Annotated in this window: 15 protein-coding genes; 11 read left to right on the forward strand and 4 right to left on the reverse strand. The window is 57.3% G+C overall.

Annotated elements, in window-relative coordinates; genetic code table 11:
• The gene (locus AC3I0A_RS12070) at nucleotides 1–1236 is read right to left on the reverse strand and encodes a 3-methyl-2-oxobutanoate dehydrogenase (2-methylpropanoyl-transferring) subunit alpha (protein ID WP_489378024.1); all 1236 of its coding nucleotides are present in this window, start codon (nucleotides 1234–1236) and stop codon (nucleotides 1–3) included.
• Nucleotides 1237–1421: 185 nt separating this feature from the next.
• Here AC3I0A_RS12070 and bkdR point away from each other — a divergent pair, with 185 nt between their 5' ends.
• Complete coding sequence (gene bkdR, locus AC3I0A_RS12075; RefSeq protein ID WP_007895124.1) at nucleotides 1422–1910, forward strand: Bkd operon transcriptional regulator BkdR; 489 nt, start codon at nucleotides 1422–1424, stop codon at nucleotides 1908–1910.
• Nucleotides 1911–2065: 155 nt separating this feature from the next.
• Here bkdR and AC3I0A_RS12080 read toward each other — a convergent pair whose 3' ends face one another.
• On the reverse strand, nucleotides 2066–2929 hold the full coding sequence (locus tag AC3I0A_RS12080) for an MBL fold metallo-hydrolase (protein WP_489378025.1): 864 nt from the start codon (nucleotides 2927–2929) through the stop codon (nucleotides 2066–2068).
• Nucleotides 2930–3094: 165 nt separating this feature from the next.
• Here AC3I0A_RS12080 and AC3I0A_RS12085 point away from each other — a divergent pair, with 165 nt between their 5' ends.
• From AC3I0A_RS12085 to AC3I0A_RS12130, 10 genes are all read left to right on the forward strand, one after another.
• Nucleotides 3095–3895, forward strand: coding sequence for a sulfite exporter TauE/SafE family protein (locus AC3I0A_RS12085; protein WP_489378026.1), 801 nt, complete (start codon nucleotides 3095–3097; stop codon nucleotides 3893–3895).
• 1028 nt (nucleotides 3896–4923) lie between these two features.
• Nucleotides 4924–7131 carry an iron-containing redox enzyme family protein gene (locus tag AC3I0A_RS12090; RefSeq protein ID WP_489378027.1) on the forward strand — a complete coding sequence of 736 codons (2208 nt, stop codon included), beginning with the start codon at nucleotides 4924–4926 and terminating at the stop codon, nucleotides 7129–7131.
• Complete coding sequence (locus AC3I0A_RS12095; RefSeq protein WP_489378029.1) at nucleotides 7128–7745, forward strand: LysE family translocator; 618 nt, start codon at nucleotides 7128–7130, stop codon at nucleotides 7743–7745. Before AC3I0A_RS12090 ends, AC3I0A_RS12095 begins: the two co-directional genes overlap by 4 nt.
• Nucleotides 7742–9574: a carbamoyltransferase family protein gene (locus AC3I0A_RS12100; RefSeq protein WP_489378030.1), complete on the forward strand. Its 1833-nt coding sequence runs from the start codon at nucleotides 7742–7744 to the stop codon at nucleotides 9572–9574. The genes AC3I0A_RS12095 and AC3I0A_RS12100 overlap by 4 nt, the downstream gene beginning before the upstream one ends.
• Nucleotides 9561–10694 carry an SGNH/GDSL hydrolase family protein gene (locus AC3I0A_RS12105; protein WP_489378031.1) on the forward strand — a complete coding sequence of 378 codons (1134 nt, stop codon included), beginning with the start codon at nucleotides 9561–9563 and terminating at the stop codon, nucleotides 10692–10694. Before AC3I0A_RS12100 ends, AC3I0A_RS12105 begins: the two co-directional genes overlap by 14 nt.
• A gap of 296 nt (nucleotides 10695–10990) precedes the next feature.
• Entirely contained in the window at nucleotides 10991–11338 is a 348-nt protein-coding gene (locus tag AC3I0A_RS12110; RefSeq protein ID WP_489378032.1) for an ATP-binding cassette domain-containing protein, read from the forward strand.
• 479 nt (nucleotides 11339–11817) lie between these two features.
• The gene (locus tag AC3I0A_RS12115; protein ID WP_489378034.1) at nucleotides 11818–13131 is read left to right on the forward strand and encodes a C4-dicarboxylate transporter DctA; all 1314 of its coding nucleotides are present in this window, start codon (nucleotides 11818–11820) and stop codon (nucleotides 13129–13131) included.
• A 64-nt stretch (nucleotides 13132–13195) separates the two neighbouring features.
• Entirely contained in the window at nucleotides 13196–13900 is a 705-nt protein-coding gene (locus AC3I0A_RS12120) for a FadR/GntR family transcriptional regulator (RefSeq protein ID WP_489378035.1), read from the forward strand.
• A 45-nt stretch (nucleotides 13901–13945) separates the two neighbouring features.
• A complete protein-coding gene (locus tag AC3I0A_RS12125) occupies nucleotides 13946–14656 on the forward strand; it encodes a GntR family transcriptional regulator (RefSeq protein ID WP_489378036.1) in 711 nt (236 codons plus the stop codon).
• A 47-nt stretch (nucleotides 14657–14703) separates the two neighbouring features.
• The gene (locus tag AC3I0A_RS12130; protein ID WP_489378037.1) at nucleotides 14704–15324 is read left to right on the forward strand and encodes a TetR/AcrR family transcriptional regulator; all 621 of its coding nucleotides are present in this window, start codon (nucleotides 14704–14706) and stop codon (nucleotides 15322–15324) included.
• A 155-nt stretch (nucleotides 15325–15479) separates the two neighbouring features.
• On the opposite strand, the gene preA is transcribed toward AC3I0A_RS12130, so the two are convergent.
• Both preA and AC3I0A_RS12140 read right to left on the reverse strand, forming a co-directional pair.
• Nucleotides 15480–16754, reverse strand: a complete 1275-nt coding sequence (gene preA, locus AC3I0A_RS12135) for an NAD-dependent dihydropyrimidine dehydrogenase subunit PreA (protein ID WP_489378038.1) — start codon at nucleotides 16752–16754, stop codon at nucleotides 15480–15482.
• A complete protein-coding gene (locus tag AC3I0A_RS12140) occupies nucleotides 16755–18122 on the reverse strand; it encodes an NAD(P)-dependent oxidoreductase (RefSeq protein WP_489378039.1) in 1368 nt (455 codons plus the stop codon).
• Nucleotides 18123–18228 lie beyond the last annotated feature (106 nt).

Below are 18228 nucleotides of genomic sequence, written 5' to 3' on the forward strand. Positions count from 1 at the left end.
TCAGATCCCCAACTCTTGACGCTGGCGCTTCAAGTGCTCCGGCATCTCTTTATAGACGTCTTCGAACATGGTCGCGGCGCTCGGAATCTGGCCGCCGGCGAGGGTGCCGTACTGCTCGGCTTCTTTCTGCGCGGCGATCACTTCGGCTTCCAGTTCGGCGCTGACAGCAGCGTGTTCCTCTTCGGACCACTGACCGATGTTCACCAGATGCTGCTTGAGGCGCGCAATCGGGTCGCCCAACGGGAAATAGCTCCAGTCGTCGGCAGGACGGTATTTGGACGGATCATCGGACGTCGAGTGCGGGCCGGCGCGGTAGGTGACCCATTCGATCATGGTCGGGCCGAGGTTGCGGCGGGCGCGTTCGGCGGCCCAGGCAGAGGCGGCGTAGACCGCGACGAAATCGTTGCCATCGACCCGCAAGGAGGCGATGCCGCAACCGACGCCACGACCGGCGAACGTCGTGGCTTCACCACCGGCAATCGCCTGGAACGTCGAGATCGCCCACTGGTTGTTGACCACGTTGAGGATCACCGGCGCACGGTAAACGTGGGCGAAGGTGAGGGCGGTGTGAAAGTCGGATTCAGCGGTGGCGCCGTCGCCGATCCAGGCCGAGGCGATTTTGGTGTCGCCCTTGATCGCCGAGGCCATGCCCCAGCCCACGCCTTGTACGAATTGGGTGGCGAGGTTGCCGGAAATGGTGAAGAACCCGGCGTCTTTAACCGAGTACATGATCGGCAGCTGACGGCCCTTGAGCGGATCGCGCTCGTTGGACAGCAGTTGGCAAATCAGGTCCACCAGCGGCACTTCCCGCGCCATCAGGATGCTTTGCTGACGGTAGGTCGGGAAGCACATGTCGTCGATGTTCAAGGCCAGGGCCTGAGCGCTGCCGATGGCTTCTTCGCCAAGGCTTTGCATGTAGAACGACATTTTCTTCTGACGCTGGGCGACCACCATGCGGTTGTCGAAAATCCGCGTCTTGAGCATGGCGCGCATGCCTTTACGCAGGATCTCCACCGGCACGCCTTCGGCCCACGGACCGAGGGCATTGCCCTGGTCGTCGAGCACGCGGATCAGGCCCTTGGCCAGGTCTGCGGTGTCGGCGGGTTCAACGTCGATAGGGGGTTTGCGCACCGTACCGGCGTCCGTCAGACGCAGGTAGGAGAAGTCGGTTTTGCAGCCGGGACGGCCCGAGGGTTCGGGAACGTGCAGGCGCAGCGGTTCGTACGCTTGATTCATGGCTTCTACGCTCGATCTTGTGAATTTCTTGTAGTGAGCTGGCAGTCATTCTTTGGTAAAAGAAATCTTGTCCTACAACAATCATAGGCCTCGCCGAGAAGAATATTTCTCTCTGTTTCGTTGCGCTTTAGGCTGTTTCAGGATAAAAAATCTGTATAAGCACAAAAAACAGGTGGTTTTGTCTCATGCGCAAGCTGGATCGTACCGATATCGGGATTCTCAACAGCCTTCAGGAGAACGCCCGCATCACCAACGCCGACCTCGCACGCTCGGTTAACCTGTCGCCGACGCCGTGTTTTAACCGGGTCAAGGCGATGGAAGAACTGGGACTGATTCGCGAGCAAGTCACGCTGCTCGACGCTGAGCTGCTGGGGCTGCACGTCAACGTGTTCATCCACGTCAGCCTGGAGAAACAGGTGGAGGAAGCCCTGCAGCATTTCGAAGAAGCGATCTCCGATCGGCCGGAAGTCATGGAGTGCTACCTGATGGCCGGTGATCCGGATTACCTGATCCGCGTACTGGTGCCGACCATCCAGTCGCTGGAGCGTTTCATGATGGATTTTCTGACCAAAGTGCCGGGCGTGGCCAATATCCGCTCGAGCTTTGCGCTCAAGCAGGTGCGCTACAAAACCGCGCTGCCGTTGCCGGCCAATGGGTTGACGCTCGCTAACTGACCCCCGTAGCAGCTGTCGAGCCGCGCGAGGCAGCGTTCGGCGGCGAAGCCGTCGTAATCCGGCTGACGCGGTGTGTCTGGTAGAACGCGGTTGCAGGTTTTACGACGGCTGCGCCGCCGAACGCAGCCTCGCGGAGCTCGTCAGCTGCTACAGGGTCAGAGCTGGTTGAGTGGGATCTTCAGATAAGTAACGCCATTATCTTCGGCTGGCGGCAGATTCCCGGCCCGCACATTCACCTGAATCGCCGGCAGCAACAGCGTCGGCATGCCCAGCCCGGCGTCGCGTTGGGTGCGCATGGCGACGAATGCAGCTTCGTCTATGCCGTCGCGCACATGAATATTGCCTTGGCGTTGTTCGGCGACCGTGGTCTGGTACTGCGCGGCGCGGCCGGCGCAGGGGTAGTCGTGGCAGACATAGAGTCGGGTTTCGGGAGGGAAGGCCAGCAATTTACCGATCGAGGCGAACATCTGGTTCGCATTGCCGCCGGGAAAGTCGCAACGCGCGGTGCCCACGTCGGGCATGAACAGTGTATCGCCCAGCAGAATCAGCTCATCCTCTATCAGGTAAGCCATGTCCATCGGGGTGTGTCCCGGGACATGCAATGCCTTGGCCTTGAGGTTGCCGATGGCGAACTCCTCGTCCGGCTCAAACAGGTGGTCGAACTGCGAGCCGTCGATTTTGAATTCCGGCTCAAGGTTGAACAGGGTTTTGAACACCTCCTGAACCTTGTTGATCGACTGACCGATGGCAATTTTTCCGCCCAGCTCCTTGCGTAGATAGGCAGCGGCGGACAGGTGATCGGCGTGGGCGTGGGTTTCCAGCAGCCATTGCACCTGCAAGCGGTGTTCGCGGACGAAGGCGATCACTCGGTCGGCCTCGGTGGTGCCGGTTCGCCCGGATGCCGGGTGGTAATCGAGCACCGGGTCGACGATTGCGCAGTGCCCGCCATCCTGTTCAAAAATCACATAGGTGTAGGTCGACGACGCTTTGTCCAGGAAGGCTTCGATCAGGGCAGGCATGAGGGCGGATCCTTTCGGGATGTTCTCAAAGGTTAGGTACTTTATCCGCACACTGACTAGTCTTGATTTGATTTAAGTGATGTAACTCATTGTGGGCTGTATGGTGAGCGCCATTCCAGGACCGGGTCTGTTCCGGATTTATTTAAAGCAGATCAAGAGCGTTTTATGCTGCTGGCAACATTTTTTGGTGTGGTAATGGGGTTGATCCTCGGCTTGACGGGGGCCGGTGGCGGCATTCTCGCAGTGCCGGCTTTGGTGCTGGGTTTGGGCTGGAGCATGACCCAGGCGGCGCCGGTGGCGCTGTTTGCGGTGGGCAGCGCCGCGGCGGTCGGCGCCATCGACGGCCTGCGACATGGCCTGGTGCGTTACCGCGCAGCATTGTTGATCGCGTTGCTCGGCGCTCTGTTCTCGCCGGTAGGCATTTACTTTGCCCATCGTTTGCCAGAAAAAATCCTGATGATTCTGTTCAGCCTGCTCATGGTGATCGTGGCGTGGCGGATGCTGCGCCGCGAGTCGCGAGATCCCGGGCCGAGTGATCATGGCAGCGCTTCGTGGGGGCAGAAAAACTGCATGCTCGATCAGCAGACCGGACGCTTTTCCTGGACTGCGAAATGCTCGGCGACCCTGGCGGCATTGGGCGCTGTCACGGGCGTCGTTTCCGGGCTGCTCGGCGTCGGCGGCGGTTTTCTGATCGTCCCGGCCTTCAAGCAACTGACCGACGTGCAAATGCGCGGAATCGTCGCCACCTCGTTGATGGTGATCAGTCTGATCTCGGCGACAGGCGTCATCGGCGCGCTCCATGCGGGAGTGTCCATCAACGCCACCGGCGCCGTGTTCATAGTCGCGAGCATCGTCGGGATGCTGATTGGCCGGCGGATGTCTTCTCATGTTCCAGCCAGAGGGTTGCAGCTGGGATTCGCCAGTATTTGCGTGGTCGTGGCGGGTTATATGTTGCTTAAGGCATAAGCTCGGGATGTGCGTTTGCAGTCAGTGGAGCTGGATTTCGCTGAGCATGATGATCATGCTTAGTCTGGCGGGGTACAAAACGAGGAGCTTTGGTTCCTCGTTTTTTATGTGCGCTCTGCATGAGCGCAGTTTTGGGGGGGGAAGTCCCGTCGTGCCGTTGAGGTCGCGGTCATTATTCAAACCAGCTCAACGCGTTTTATGGTTACGGTGAATAAAGGTATTGAACGTTTTCCAGATGTGATGCCTTGTAGGAAAAAGCTTACATGATTTCAGGACGAGTATTTCCCTTGTATGGGCTTTGTCTTTCAGTGCTTGTAAGTAACTTCTGAAAATCCCATGAGCTCTTGACGAACTGTTTCAGTTCGCATTAGGTTTGTATTGCCGATTGAGTCGTATACAAAAAAATCGAAAGGCACGCTTGGCTTTTGAGAATTCGGTTTTTTCAGTCATGACAGCGGCGATTGTTTTTCTGGTTGTTTGCTGCGTTGGTTCGCTTTAACTTCAGTCGAACCGATAAAGTGACGACTTACACTTCTCTCTGTCGTCCAGTGCTCACTTGGACCTTAAGGGGTGGCTACTAGTGAGGTGTGCCGTGACTAGTTAAAAGATGGAGAGTAATCAGCTGGATTGTAGGAATGGGTTTACAGGTTGTTGGGAAGGGTGTTTTCCTGATTTTAGGAGTGGTGTGTGAAGTTTCTGTAAGTAATTTCTGAAAATATTATAGATTCTTGACGAGTTGTCTCAATCTCCACTAGGTTTGCAGTGCCAGCACTTATGGCGAGTAGCTCGATGTTCCAGCGGTACGCTGAATATGCCCAAGAAATCCGGATAAATTAGTTCAAGTGTCGAGTTCAAGTCTCGGTGGGTTGTCTGGAAGGGGCGGCCGCAGGAGCTGAGTGCAATACGGTTATTGAGTTGAGCCGCATGATGCATTCCCATTATCTATGCGATCACCTTCAATCGGGCATTTAAACCGAATCGTTTGCACCGCACGCCAGACGAACACCATCGAATAGGGAGAACGTGTGATGGCGAGCACCACCCATAAACTGTCGGTTCTTGGCGCACCAGTGTTCCTGCCAGTTCCCCCGGGAGATCTGGAGCGCTTGTGCCTGGGAGACCGTCAGTGGTTTTTCAAACTCATCAATCTGGAAGAGTGTTATCCGCTGCTGGAGTCCGTCTGGAAGCGTGTGATCACATTCCTGGGCAAGCAGGCTGGCGTGCAAACTTTCGTTACCAATCAGGCTTTTGATGCTTTGTTGGCAGGGACCATGGGAGGCGGCGCGATGTTACGGCCACTGACCTCGCTGAGCGATCCTGCGCTGCTGACGACGGACAAACACTGGCGCTACTTCTATCACCAGTACGGACCATTGTTCAAAGTACTCGGCTGCTGGCTGACGGGCACCACCTCTATTACATATGCCTGGCGCAAGGAGGGCGGCGTATTGCTGCAAGCCCATGCACAAATGGTTGGTCACGGCTACCCGTCATGCAGCCAGGGACACTTGTTCGAGCAGGCAGCAAGGCAAGTCGACGTTAACTTCACCGAGGTCTTTGCCAGTAGCTTTAGCAACAATCGCCAAATCCAGGAGTATGCCTTTGCACTGCCAGTTTTTCTGCTGAGCATCGCCCGGTTCCCTGGCTCGCTATACGCTGAGACCTTAGGCGTCAACTTGGCCATGTCACTTTACGTCGATGCGCTTAATGCCACGCGTCACACTGAAACAGCCGTGTTCGGCCTGCGGTCGCCAGACTCCTATCGCGACTTGGCCGTCGATGCTATCCATCAATACATCGGTCAGGCCGGCCCCTCGGAAAAAGCCGCGATCACCACGGGTTATGCCAGCACGATTACCCTAATAGATGCCTTTGAACGCAGGTTGGCAACCGAGCTGGCCGAGGATGATCGCTTCAGCAGCGAGGCTGCCATGATCGCTCTGATAGACAAACTTGGCCGCCACGGCTGCGGTTATCACCGGCGAGGAGTGCTGGCTGACAGATCCATCGACCAATGGCTGGACCCCAAGACATTCTGTGCAAAGTCGACCGTCAGGGCGCTAGCCGACTCGCGCTACGTCAGCGCTGGTCAGCCGGACAAGAGCGCACTGCTGAAGATAATCAGCCACCCTAAAGGCTCAATGTTCGGCGTGTTTTCGGAACAGGACATTGAGGTTGTTCAGGCCTGGATTGCAGAACTGGAGAGCACCAGAGCAAGCCCCCAGGCCATCCAGGATCCGCTGAAAGAACCTGTGGATCAGGATCGCCCCGCACTCTGCGAAAAGCTGCTGACCATGGTGAACAAACAGGCCTTGAACAAGTATGCCGGTCATACGCTGAAACAGCTGTATCCATTGCTTTTGAGCGCCGACAGAACGCCTGACGTGCTGCCAGCAGCCAGGCAATTTGCCGTCAGGTGGATCGCCACGCATCGTCGCTCCGTGCTTCGCGCAGGCTTGCCATTCAGCCCTTACAGCCATGAAAAACTCGACCACTGGCTCGCCTTTCAACACGCTCGTCAAGTGAGCAGCTACCGGCCACTGACTGATGCACCGCAAGAAAGCCGTGAGGAGATCATTGCCGATGCCGTGAAACTGGCGCCCCTGACGCTGATCGACGGTGCCTGGCTGAGGAATGTATCAATACCCTCCATGGTCACTACTCATATCGGCGCATTGCAGTATCGAACCCTGATTGACGAACTCGGTCGGGGCGATTGCGAGCTTCACCACGGGAACATCTATCAAGGGTTGCTGGCGAGCATGGGCGTGAGAGTCGGCAACTTTACTGAAAGCCAGTTTGCCGCTTCCGAACTGTTTGACGAAGACTGTCTTAAAGTCCCGGTGTTCTGGCTGGCGGTCTCGTTGTTTCCTCAATCTTTTCAGTCTGAAACATTGGGCTTGAACCTGGCCATGGAGCTTTCCGGGGTAGGCGGCGAATACCGGAGATCAGCGGATGTGCTTCGTCACTACGGCTTCAGTTCAATGTTCACCGACCTACATAACACCATTGACAATGTTGTGAGTGGACACACTGCCTGGGCCATAGAGGCAATCAAGCAACACCTTGACGACATTCTACAAAAGGGCGGCAAACAGGAGCTTGCCAAGCACTGGGAGCGGGTGTGGGTGGGTTATCGCTCGCTGACACCACCAGATGAGTCGTGGTTTGCGGCAATGAGCACCGTCTTGCAGCGTACCTTCAATAAACTCACTCAACAGCAGGACGCATCATGAGCTACGGTTTTTTGTCTTTCATATTGGCAGTGCTGGTCATCAATCTCTCACCCGGGCCAGCCATGCTCTATGTCATGAACCAGTCGCTGCGGCACGGTGTTCGCACGGGATTGAAAGCGGCGGCCGGTGTTGAGTTCGGTGTGTTCTTCTACGTACTGCTGGCGGCATTTGGCTTGATGCTGATATTCAAGGAAATCCCGCTGCTGTACAAAACCGTCCAGGTCGCTGGCGCCTTGTATTTACTGTACCTGGCCTACCTGTCCTGGCCTCGGCGAAAAGCCGGCGAGGACTCTGCGTCTCTCGATCGCACAGTGGAACCTGCCAAGTACGCTTTCAGTAAAGGCATGTTGATCAACTTGTCCAACCCGAAAATCGGGTTGTTCTTCATCAGCTTGTTGCCCCAGTTCGTACCAACCGATGCCAGTCCAACCTGGCTGTATTTTTTGCTGTACGGACTGATTTTTAATATCGGTGGCATTCTCGTCAACATGACCGTCGGGCTCACCGCCCATGCACTTAAACCGGCGATCCAGCGCGCCTCCTGGTTTGACTATGTTCCGCCAGTGCTGTTTTTTACTATTGCTGTATTTACCATTTTTCGGGGTGTTGCATGACCTATATCCTCGGAATTTCAGCCTTTTACCATGACAGTGCTGTCACGCTGATCAAAGACGGTCAGATTGTCTGCGCGCTCCAGGAAGAGCGTTTTTCGCGGATCAAACAGGACAAAGGATTTCCACGCCATGCCCTGCGTGCCTGCCTTGCACACGCCGGTATCAAGCTCAGCGATCTGTCGTATATTGCCTACTATGAAGATCCCGAAATAAAGTTCGAGCGCATTTGTAAAACCTACAAGGACAACTTCCCCAAGGGCGCGCTGGGTTTCGCGCAACAGTACAAGCGTTTCCTGGCCCGCAAAGATGTGAAAAGCATCATCGAGAAAGAACTCGACGCGCTGTTTCCTGAAGCAAGTATCCCAGCACTCTACCTTTACCAGCACCACCTGAGCCATGCGGCGTCGGCGTTTTATCCCTCGCCTTACCAGAATGCCGCCGTGCTTTGTGTTGATGGCGTCGGCGAATGGTCGACTACCACCGCTTGGTACGGCCAAGGTTCCAGCCTGCAGCCCTTGTTTGATATACGCTTCCCGCACTCGCTCGGCCTGCTGTATTCGGCGTTCACCTATTACTGCGGATTCAAGGTCGACTCGGGCGAGTACAAGCTGATGGGGTTGGCCCCCTATGGAACCCCACGTTACGTCGACATCATCGTGCAGCACCTGATCGAGGTCGAGGCCGACGGCAGCTTTACGCTCAATCGCAAATACTTCGACTATGAAGTCGGCGAGCGGATGATCAGCGATGCCTTCGAAATGCTCTTTGGTGGCCCTGCGCGGGAGGCGGAGAGCCTGATTACCCAGCGAGAGATGGACCTTGCGGCTTCAATCCAGATGGTAACCGAGCAAGTCATGCTCGGGCTCGCGCGTAAAGTCAAAGAGCTGACCCAGGCCGAACATCTTTGCCTGGCTGGTGGCGTGGCACTCAACTGTGTCGCAAACGGCAAGCTGGCTCGATCGGGGCTTTTCAAAAGCATCTTCATCCAACCGGCCTCCGGCGACTCGGGAGGTTCCCTCGGCGCGGCGCTGCATTGTTATTACGAAAAGACCCAAGCCTCACGCAAGGTAAATGGCAGTGAAGACGCCATGCAGGGCGGCTATCTGGGCAATGAATATCAGACCGCCGCGATTGAGCAGGCATTGACGCGATTCGGCGCCCGTTTTCAGAAGCTTGACCAAACGGCATTGATCCAAACGACCGCACACCAGCTGGCCGAAAACAAGGTCGTCGGCTGGTTTCAGGGACGCATGGAGTTCGGTCCCCGGTCGCTTGGCGCACGCTCGATCCTCGGCAACCCGCAATCCGAGACAATGCAAAGTGTCATGAATCTCAAGATCAAAAATCGTGAATCATTCCGTCCCTTTGCGCCGGCCGTGCTGGCCGAATTTGCCGAGCATTGGTTCGATCTAGACCAACCCTCACCCTACATGTTGATCGTTGCACCAGTGCAGCTGGAAAAGCGTGAGCCCGCGCCCGACGAGCTGGGTTACGTCGGCATGGAGAAGCTCAAACTCAAGCGTTCGCAAATACCGGCGGTGACTCATGTTGACTGCTCGGCGCGGGTCCAAACAGTAGACGGGCAGCACAACCCGCTGTTCCGGCAACTGCTGTCTGGCTTCGCCCAGCTGACCGGTTGTCCTGTCCTGATCAATACCTCCTTCAATGTGCGCGGCGAACCGATAGTCGAGAGCCCCGACGATGCCTACCGCTGTTTTATGCGCACGGAAATGGATTGCCTGGTCATTGGCGAGTTCTTTTTAAGCAAGTCCGACCAGCCCGAATGGCAAGAGGATACTGACTGGAGGAAGCAATATGCGCTCGATTGAAAAACCTGTTCTGGATCATCACCAGGCGTTGCAGGAGGTCTACAAGTGGACTCCACAAATTCGTGACTACGACAGCTTCATGCACATCGGTGCGCGCTGGGTACCGTACACCATGTATTTCCATGAAAAGAACTTCCGCTCGGCAACGGTCAATACCGACGCTTTAGGCTTTCGCTACAGTCAGCTGAATGGCAAACGCTACTCCGTGGCCGAACGCCCTCCCACCGGAAAAGTGAACCTGCTGGTTGGCGGTTCCACAGCGCTGGGTGTGGGCGCGACCAGCGACGAGAACACCGTGGCATCCCACCTTAGCGAGCTCACCGGGGAGGTCTGGTTGAACTTCGCTGGACGTGGCTACAACGCCACCCAAGAGCTGTTGATGTACCTGATGCATCAGCAACGGATCGGCGACATCGGTCATGTGGTGGTTTTCAGCGGCATCAACACGCTAGCGCTAGAGGGGATCCCTGACGAGTTCGCCAGTGAGCACGGACGCTACTACTACTCCTATGAGTTTCAGCATTACATGAACAAGTTCAACGAGGATATGAAGCGCAAGAAGAGTTCGTTTGGCGCGGCCAGAGGCAATTCCTTGCTCCAGCGCTGGAAAAACACGCTTTTCTACCAGAACCCGGCCGACGAGGTGATCACCGACGCCGATGCATCCTTGGACGAGCGGCTGGAACGGGCAGCCGATTCGATTACTGGCGCATTAAAACAATGGAAGTTGCTGCTATCCGGCACCAGCGCGACTTTAACCTTTGTTCTTCAGCCCCTGTCCCATTGGTGCCGAGATGCTCTGACGCCCGCCGAGGAAGCCGTTTTCCATGCCATCGACAGTTGCCCGAATAATTTTTACCGGCTATTCAGCGGTGTACTCGGTAAAGAAGTCCATGCCCCTTTCTTCCAGCACATTCAGGAAAAGGCAGGTGACATTACTTGCCTGGACATGAATGCCCTGCTGAAACAGTCTCCGGTGTTCAACGACACCTTATTTGTCGACCGCGTTCACTTCAACGACCTTGGCAATGAACAACTTGCCAACCTCATCAGCGCCCAACCAGGCCTTTCCCGGGAGCAATACAATGAGCATCATTCAAAGACTCTTGAGTCTGTTTAAACGTAAAAAAAAGAAAAAGCGCGGCTCCATCTACCCCCTGCGTTAATCGTCTCGGCATCAGGTGCCTGACCGGAAATGCAGCACTAATCCGACCAGGCATCGCACCTTTGCGTAAGCAGCTGGCGAACTCAACTGACGCCCGATTTGACGCCCTGAAACCATGGACGAGTCTGTCCAACCTCGGAACGACCCGGTATGCGGAGCCGATCAAATGATTAATCTCGTCTGGCCACCGCCGAGCCGGCACTTCAGACAACCGTCAATTGCTCATCAGCCCGCCAGTTTCAGGAAACGCCATGACCCATCGGTTGCTACAGCTCGATCACCTATCATTCAGCCTGCCCGATGGGCGTGTACTGTTCGAGGACTTGAACTACGCCTTCAGTGCTCGGACTACAGGCATTGTCGGAGCCAATGGCTGCGGTAAATCATTGCTTGGCCGGCTTCTGGCAGGAGAGCAGCGGCCCACCAGCGGTAACGTCCGTCGCGAGGGCTGTTTCTACCATGTGGCCCAGTTGCTCGAACCCGAGCGTTATCCCTGCGTTGCCGCGCTGGCCGGTGTCGATCATATCCTCGCGGCGTTGGCCCGTATCGCCCCTTGGTTGCGGCATGATAGCCAAAAGATGGCCTTTTCGACCCTTTAGAAACAATGGTTTAGGGATGTTTGATAAGAGCTGGCGAAGCCTGCGTTCGGCTGCGAAGCAGTCGTAAATAGCCGGTATGCGGTCTTTCAGAAAGGTCGAAGCTTGCCATATTGCGAGCGCTGCGCACTCGAACGCAGCCTTCGGCAGCTGCTACGAGGAATGTGGCGAACCTGAAACTCCTTAACTGAATGGCATTGGGCCAAGCCCCCTCGCCACAAAAAGCGCCCACCAGACTAAAGATTGCCTGGCATTAACCAGTGATGGCCATTTTTTTTCACCTGAAAAAACCGCTCAAGCCCGGCCCTCGCCACTCAACTGGTCAGACCGGTAAAGCCATATTCTCACTTTCTGCTTGCGAAAGCCTGAAAACAGCGCCTAAACTGCGCCTGCACTGGACATACCGGTAAGACCACAATAATTAAGTTCTGAATCTGATGCGCCTTGCGCACGGCACCAGGACACTCACCAGGATTCCTCCCATGCTCAGATGGTGCTCACGTTCGATCTTCCTTCAAGTTGTCCTTGGACTGGTGCTCGGCATCGTCTGCGGACTGACCCTTCCCGAATACTCCGCCCAGCTAAAACCCCTCGGCGACGGCTTCATCAAACTGATCAAAATGCTCATCGGCCTGATCGTGTTCTGCGTGGTGGTCAGTGGCATATCTGGCGCAGGTGACTTGAAGAAAGTCGGCCGCATCGGCCTCAAGTCAGTGATCTACTTCGAGATCCTGACCACCATCGCACTGGTGATTGGTCTGGTGTTCGCCTTCACGACCGGTATCGGCAGTGGCGCCAATATTCATCTGGATCAGCTCGCAGCAGCGGATATGGGTGATCTGGCCCAGCGTGGCCAACAGATGCACAGCACCACGCAGTTCCTGATGGGTCTGATCCCGACTTCGGTGATTGGCGCCTTTGCCGAGAACAACATCCTGCAAGTGCTGCTGTTCTCGGTGTTGTTCGGCAGCGCGCTGAACCTGGTGGGTGAAGCAGCGTCGGGTATCTCCCGACTGATCAACGAACTGAGCCATGTGATTTTCCGCATCATGGGCATGATCGTGCGTCTGGCGCCGATTGGCGTGTTTGGCGCCATTGCCTTCACTACCAGCAAATATGGCGTGGATTCCCTGCAACACCTGGGCAGTCTGATTGGTCTGTTTTACCTGACGTGTGCGGCGTTCGTGTCGCTGATCCTCGGCTTGGTCATGCGTCTTTCCGGTCTGCGGATGCTGCCGTTTCTCAAGTACCTGCGCGAAGAGTTGCTGATCGTCATGGGCACGGCGTCCTCCGACGCTGTGCTCCCGCAAATCATGCGCAAGCTCGAACATCTGGGCATTGGCAGCTCGACCGTCGGCCTGGTGATTCCCACCGGCTACTCATTCAACCTCGACGGTTTTTCGATCTACCTGACCCTGGCCATCGTGTTCATCGCCAATGCCACCGGTACGCCACTGGCCATGAGCGATTTGATAACGATCCTGCTAGTCTCGCTGATCACCTCCAAAGGTGCCCACGGTATTCCCGGTTCGGCACTGGTGATTCTGGCGGCAACACTGACGGCGATCCCGGCGATTCCGGTGGTGGGTCTGGTGCTGGTGTTGGCGGTGGACTGGTTCATGGGGATCGGCCGTGCGCTGACCAACCTGATCGGTAACTGCGTCGCTACCGTGGCCATCGCTCGCTGGGAAAAAGACATCGACATCGAGCGCGCCAACAAGGTATTGACCGGCCAGCAGGGCTACACCTTCCAGACACGTAAAACCCCGGCCCCGGCCCATCAGCAAGATTTTTGACCGAACCTTGTGCCTGTCACCGGCAGGCACAATCACCGCGTTACCGACTCTCATGGAGCGAACAGTGATCACCTCGTCGACAGTTGTAAATTCAGTGGTTGAAAAGCTTCGCGCCGCGTTGGCGCGTGGCCAGTGGCGCTCCGGCGAGATGTTGCCGGGGCAACGCGAACTGGCTGAGCAACTGGGTATCAGCCGGCCGAGCCTGCGCGAAGCGGTGATCGTGCTGGAAACCCTCGGTCTGGTGCGCTCCATGCCCGGCAAAGGTGTGGTGGTGCTGGAAGCCAACCTCAATGATGCTCCAGCCACCGACAGCGGTGTGGCCGGAGCCAGCCTCGAGGATGTACTGCAACTGCGTTACACCCTCGAGCCGTTCATTGTCGGGCTGGTTGCCCAATCCATCAGCAGCAAGGAGATCGGGCAACTGCGCCTGACGCTGATGGACATGCGCGAAGCCCTTGAGGCCAATGACAGCGAAGCCGGAATGAACGCTTACATCGCGTTCCACGAAGAGCTGTTCACCCTGACCTCGAACCCGATCTTCCAGAACGTCGTGCAACAAACCAGCAACGCCCTCAAGCAGAGCGCCGAAGTGCTGCGCAACTCACCGGAACACCTGGCCGAGCGCCTGGAAGAAAACGAAGCGGTGGTTCGTGCGATCCGCAACAAGAACAGCGCCCTGGCCAGCGCCGAAATGCGCCGGCACATCCTTCAGGAAGGGCAGCGCATGGGCATCGAGCTGAACATCCCGGACGACAATCTGGGCAAATAGTGGATGTAGACAACAACCTATTGGCAACCGGACTGGAGACAGGCCATGAATTCCTGCGTCTTGAAGAATCCCGCTTTCTCGATTTCTACCTCCCTGCCATTACGCCACCAGAACAAAAAAAAGCGTCGCGTCGATGATATCTACCCGCAGATTTTCGACGCGATTCTCGAGCAACGTATCGCACCGGCCAGCCGCTTTACCGAAGAAAGTCTCGGCAAGGTATTCGGTGTCAGCCGCAGTATCATCCGCCAGGTACTGGCGCGATTGTCCCATCAGCAGGTGGTCATTCTGCGGCCCAATCATCGCCCGCAAGTCGCGGCGCCCGATGCCGGGCAAACCCTGCAGATACTCCACGCCCGAAGGCTGACTGAAACCACCCTGGTGCGACTGGCCTGCCAACAGCCGACTTCACGGCACCTGCCACAGTTGCGCGAATTGATCGACCGCGAACGCCGCTGCATCGAGCAGAACCAACGGGGCCCGGCCATTCGCCTGTCTGGCGAGTTCCACCTGCTGCTGGCACAAGTGGCGGGTAACGCACCGCTGGCACAATTTCTGGGCAGCCTGGTGCCGCTGACCTCATTGGTGATCGCCCAATATGAAGAGCAGGCCTGCAGCTATTGCGCCTGGCAGGAACATGCGGCGATTGTCGATGCAGTGGAAAGCGACGACGTCGTGACAGCCGTACGCCTGATGACCGAGCATCTGGATCACCTGGAGGAGAGGTTGCGCAGGGCGAACACCGTATCGGGGTAACTGGAGCGGATGCTAGTCTTGGCAATCGCTGTAGTCAGGGAGCCCTCATGGGCAATCACAAGATCGAAATTCGTCGCAGCAACGTCGAGAAAATTCTTCTGGCGGCCGAAAAAATCTTCGCCGAGAAGGGTTATGGCAGCACGGCGATGGCCGATATTGCCAAGGAAGTGCAACTGCCGCGCTCCAATCTGCATTACTACTTCAGCACCAAAAGCGAACTGTACAGCGCGGTGCTGTTCGACCTGCTGGAGGTGTGGAAGCAGGACGCCTTGTGCTTCGAGCTGTTCGATGATCCGCGGGTGGTGCTCAGCAGCTATATCCGCGCCAAGATGAACCACTCCCGCAGCCGGCCTTATGGTTCGAAAGTCTGGGCCAATGAAATCATCCACGGCGCTCCGACCCTGGGTGTGGCGCTGGATGCCAGCCTGTATGACTGGGCGAAGATGAAGGAAGCGAAAATTCGCCAATGGGTGGAAGACAAACGCATCCTGGCGGTGGAACCCTCGACTCTGCTGTACATGATCTGGGCCTCGACCCAGCATTACGCCGACTTCGATCACCAGATAATGATCCTCAACGATCACCAGCCGCTGTCGGACATGCAGTTCGAGCGGGCGGTGCAGACGGTGACCAGTGTGATTCTCAGGGGGATTGGGTTGGAGCCTTGAGGGTTGTGGTGTGCTTAAGGGCCCCATCGCGAGCAAGCTCGCTCCCACATTAGATCTTCAGCGAACACATAATTTGTGTACGACTTAGATCAAAATGTGGGAGCGAGCTTGCTCGCGATAGCGGCGGAACAGACGATGCATATCCTCAGGTCTATTTAACCCGCCACGCAATATGGATTCCTCGGATCATGATTCCAGTCCAGGAACGGCTTGCCGGTGTCGATGGGCACCATCTCGATACAGTCCTGAACCGGGCAGGTGATCTGACACAGGTTGCAGCCCACGCACTCGTCGTCGATCACTTGATATTTATGGGTGCCGTCAGGTTGCTTGAGGCTGGCGATGGCCTGGTGCGCGGTGTCTTCGCAAGCAATGTGACAGCGGCCGCAGCCGATGCAGGCGTCCTGATCGATTTTGGCGATGACCTGGTAGTTCATGTCCAGGTACTTCCAGTCCGTGGTGTTGCTCACCGCGCGTCCCGAAAATTCCTGCAGGTTGGCGTAGCCTTGACTGTCCATCCAGCGCGACAGACCGTCCTTCATGTCCTCGACGATGCGAAAGCCATGCAGCATCGCCGCCGTACACACCTGCACCGCGCCGCTGCCCAGGGCGATGAATTCTGCCGCATCACGCCAACTGCCAATCCCGCCAATGCCGCAAATCGGCAGGCCATGGGTTTGTGGGTCACGGGCAATCTCGGCAACCATGTTCAGCGCAATCGGTTTGACCGCCGAGCCGCAGTAACCGCCGTGGGTGCTTTTACTGCCGACCATCGGATGAGCAACCATGCGCTCCAGGTCGATGCTGGTGATGGAGTTGATGGTGTTGATCAGTGACACCGCATCGGCACCACCACGATGGGCGGCGCGGGCAGCCAGGCGGATGTCGGTGATGTTCGGCGTCAGTTTGACGATCACCGGCAGCGAGCAGTAAGTCTTGCACCAGCGGGTCACTTGCTCGACGTATTCCGGCACCTGACCGACTGCTGCGCCCATGCCGCGCTCGGGCATGCCGTGGGGGCAGCCGAAGTTCAGCTCGACACCATCGGCACCAGTGGCTTCCACCAGCGGCAGGATGGCTTTCCACGACTCTTCGACGCAGGGCACCATCAACGACACGATCAGCGCGCGGTCCGGCCAGTCCTTTTTGACCTGGGTAATTTCCCGCAGATTGATTTCCAGCGAGCGATCGGTGATCAGCTCGATATTGTTGAAGCCCATGACTTCGCGGTTGGCGCCGAAGTGTGCGGAGTAGCGTGACGAGACGTTGACCGCCGCCGGGTCTTCACCAAGGGTTTTCCAGACCACGCCACCCCAGCCGGCCTCGAAGGCGCGAACCACGTTGTAGGCTTTGTCGGTGGGCGGCGCGGAGGCCAGCCAGAACGGATTGGGAGCTTTGATACCGGCGAAGACAATCGAAAGATCGGCCATTTACGCAGCCTCCACATTGAGCATGAGTTGGACATTGATGGCTTCAGCGGCCAGTTTGCCGTGCTGCACGGCCTGGACGGTGAGGTCCTGGTCGAGGCTGGTGCAGTCGCCGCCGGCATAAACGCCGGGGATGCTGGTGCGCAGTTGTTCGTCCACCAGAATGCGCTCGCCCTGGCGCTTCAGCTCACGGGCCAGTGGATCGCTCAGCGCTACGTCGTCGAAGGCCTGGCCGATGGCTTTGAAGATCGCATCGGCGGCCAGCTCGAAGGTCTCGCCAGTGCTTTGCAGGCGACCGTTCTCCAGTCGTGTGCGGGCAAAGCGCATGCCGCGTACCTGGCCCTTGTTGTTGAGCAGCACTTCTTCGGGGCGGGCCCAGGTCAACAGGCGGACCTGATTGGCCTTGGCGATATCCTGCTCGTGCCCGGTGGCGCCCATTTCCTCCAGGCCACGGCGGTACACCAGGTTCACATCGCGTGCGCCGAGGCGGGCCATTTGCACCGCCATGTCGATGGCGGTATTGCCGGCGCCAAGGACGATGCAACGATCGGCCAGAGGTAATTGAGTCAGGTCATCGGCCTGGCGCAGTTCGCGGATGTAGTCGGTGGCAGCGAGCATGCCGGGTGCATCTTCGTGGGCCAGGCCGAGTTGCTTGCTGGCGGCCAGACCGAGGCCGAGGAACACCGAATCGAACTGCTGATGCAGTTCGGTCAGGCTGAGGTTGTCGCCAAGTTTTTGCCCGTGACGGATCTCGATCCCGCCGATGCCCAGCAGGAACTCCAACTCCCGTTGCGCGAAATCGTCTACCAGTTTGTACTTGGCGATCCCGTATTCATTGAGGCCGCCGGCTTTCTCCCGGGCCTCGAAAATCACCACCTCATGGCCGTGCATCGCCAGGCGATGAGCGCAGGACAAACCCGCCGGGCCGGCACCGACCACTGCGATGCGCTTGCCGGTCGACGCTGCGCGTGTGAACGGGTGTTCGCTGAACTGCGCGTTGTCCACGGCATAACGTTGCAACAGACCGATCAACACCGGCGCACATTCCTCAGCGTTGTTGCGCACGCAGGCTTGCTGACAGAGGATTTCGGTCGGACAGACCCGTGCGCAACTGCCGCCGAGGATGTTCGCCGAAAGGATTTTCTGCGCGGCGCCCTGAACATTTTCCTGATGGATATTGCGGATGAACGACGGGATGTCGATCTCGCTGGGGCAGGCATTGACGCACGGCGCATCGTAGCAATACAGACAGCGCGAGGCTTCAAGCGTGGCCTGACGGGCGTTGAGCGGCGGCGCCAGATCGGTGAAATGGCCGGCAAGGGCGGCCGCGTCCTCATGGGGATGCGGGAGGTGGTTCAGGGTCTTGATCACGGTGTCGGCCTCACGGTTATTGAGGTACTGCCTCTGATGGGCATTGTTTTTTGTATTGCCTGTGCCGGCCCCTTCGCGAGCAAGCTCGCTCCCACATTTGAAAGCG

This window comes from Pseudomonas sp. KH_024_B2 (assembly GCF_057839965.1).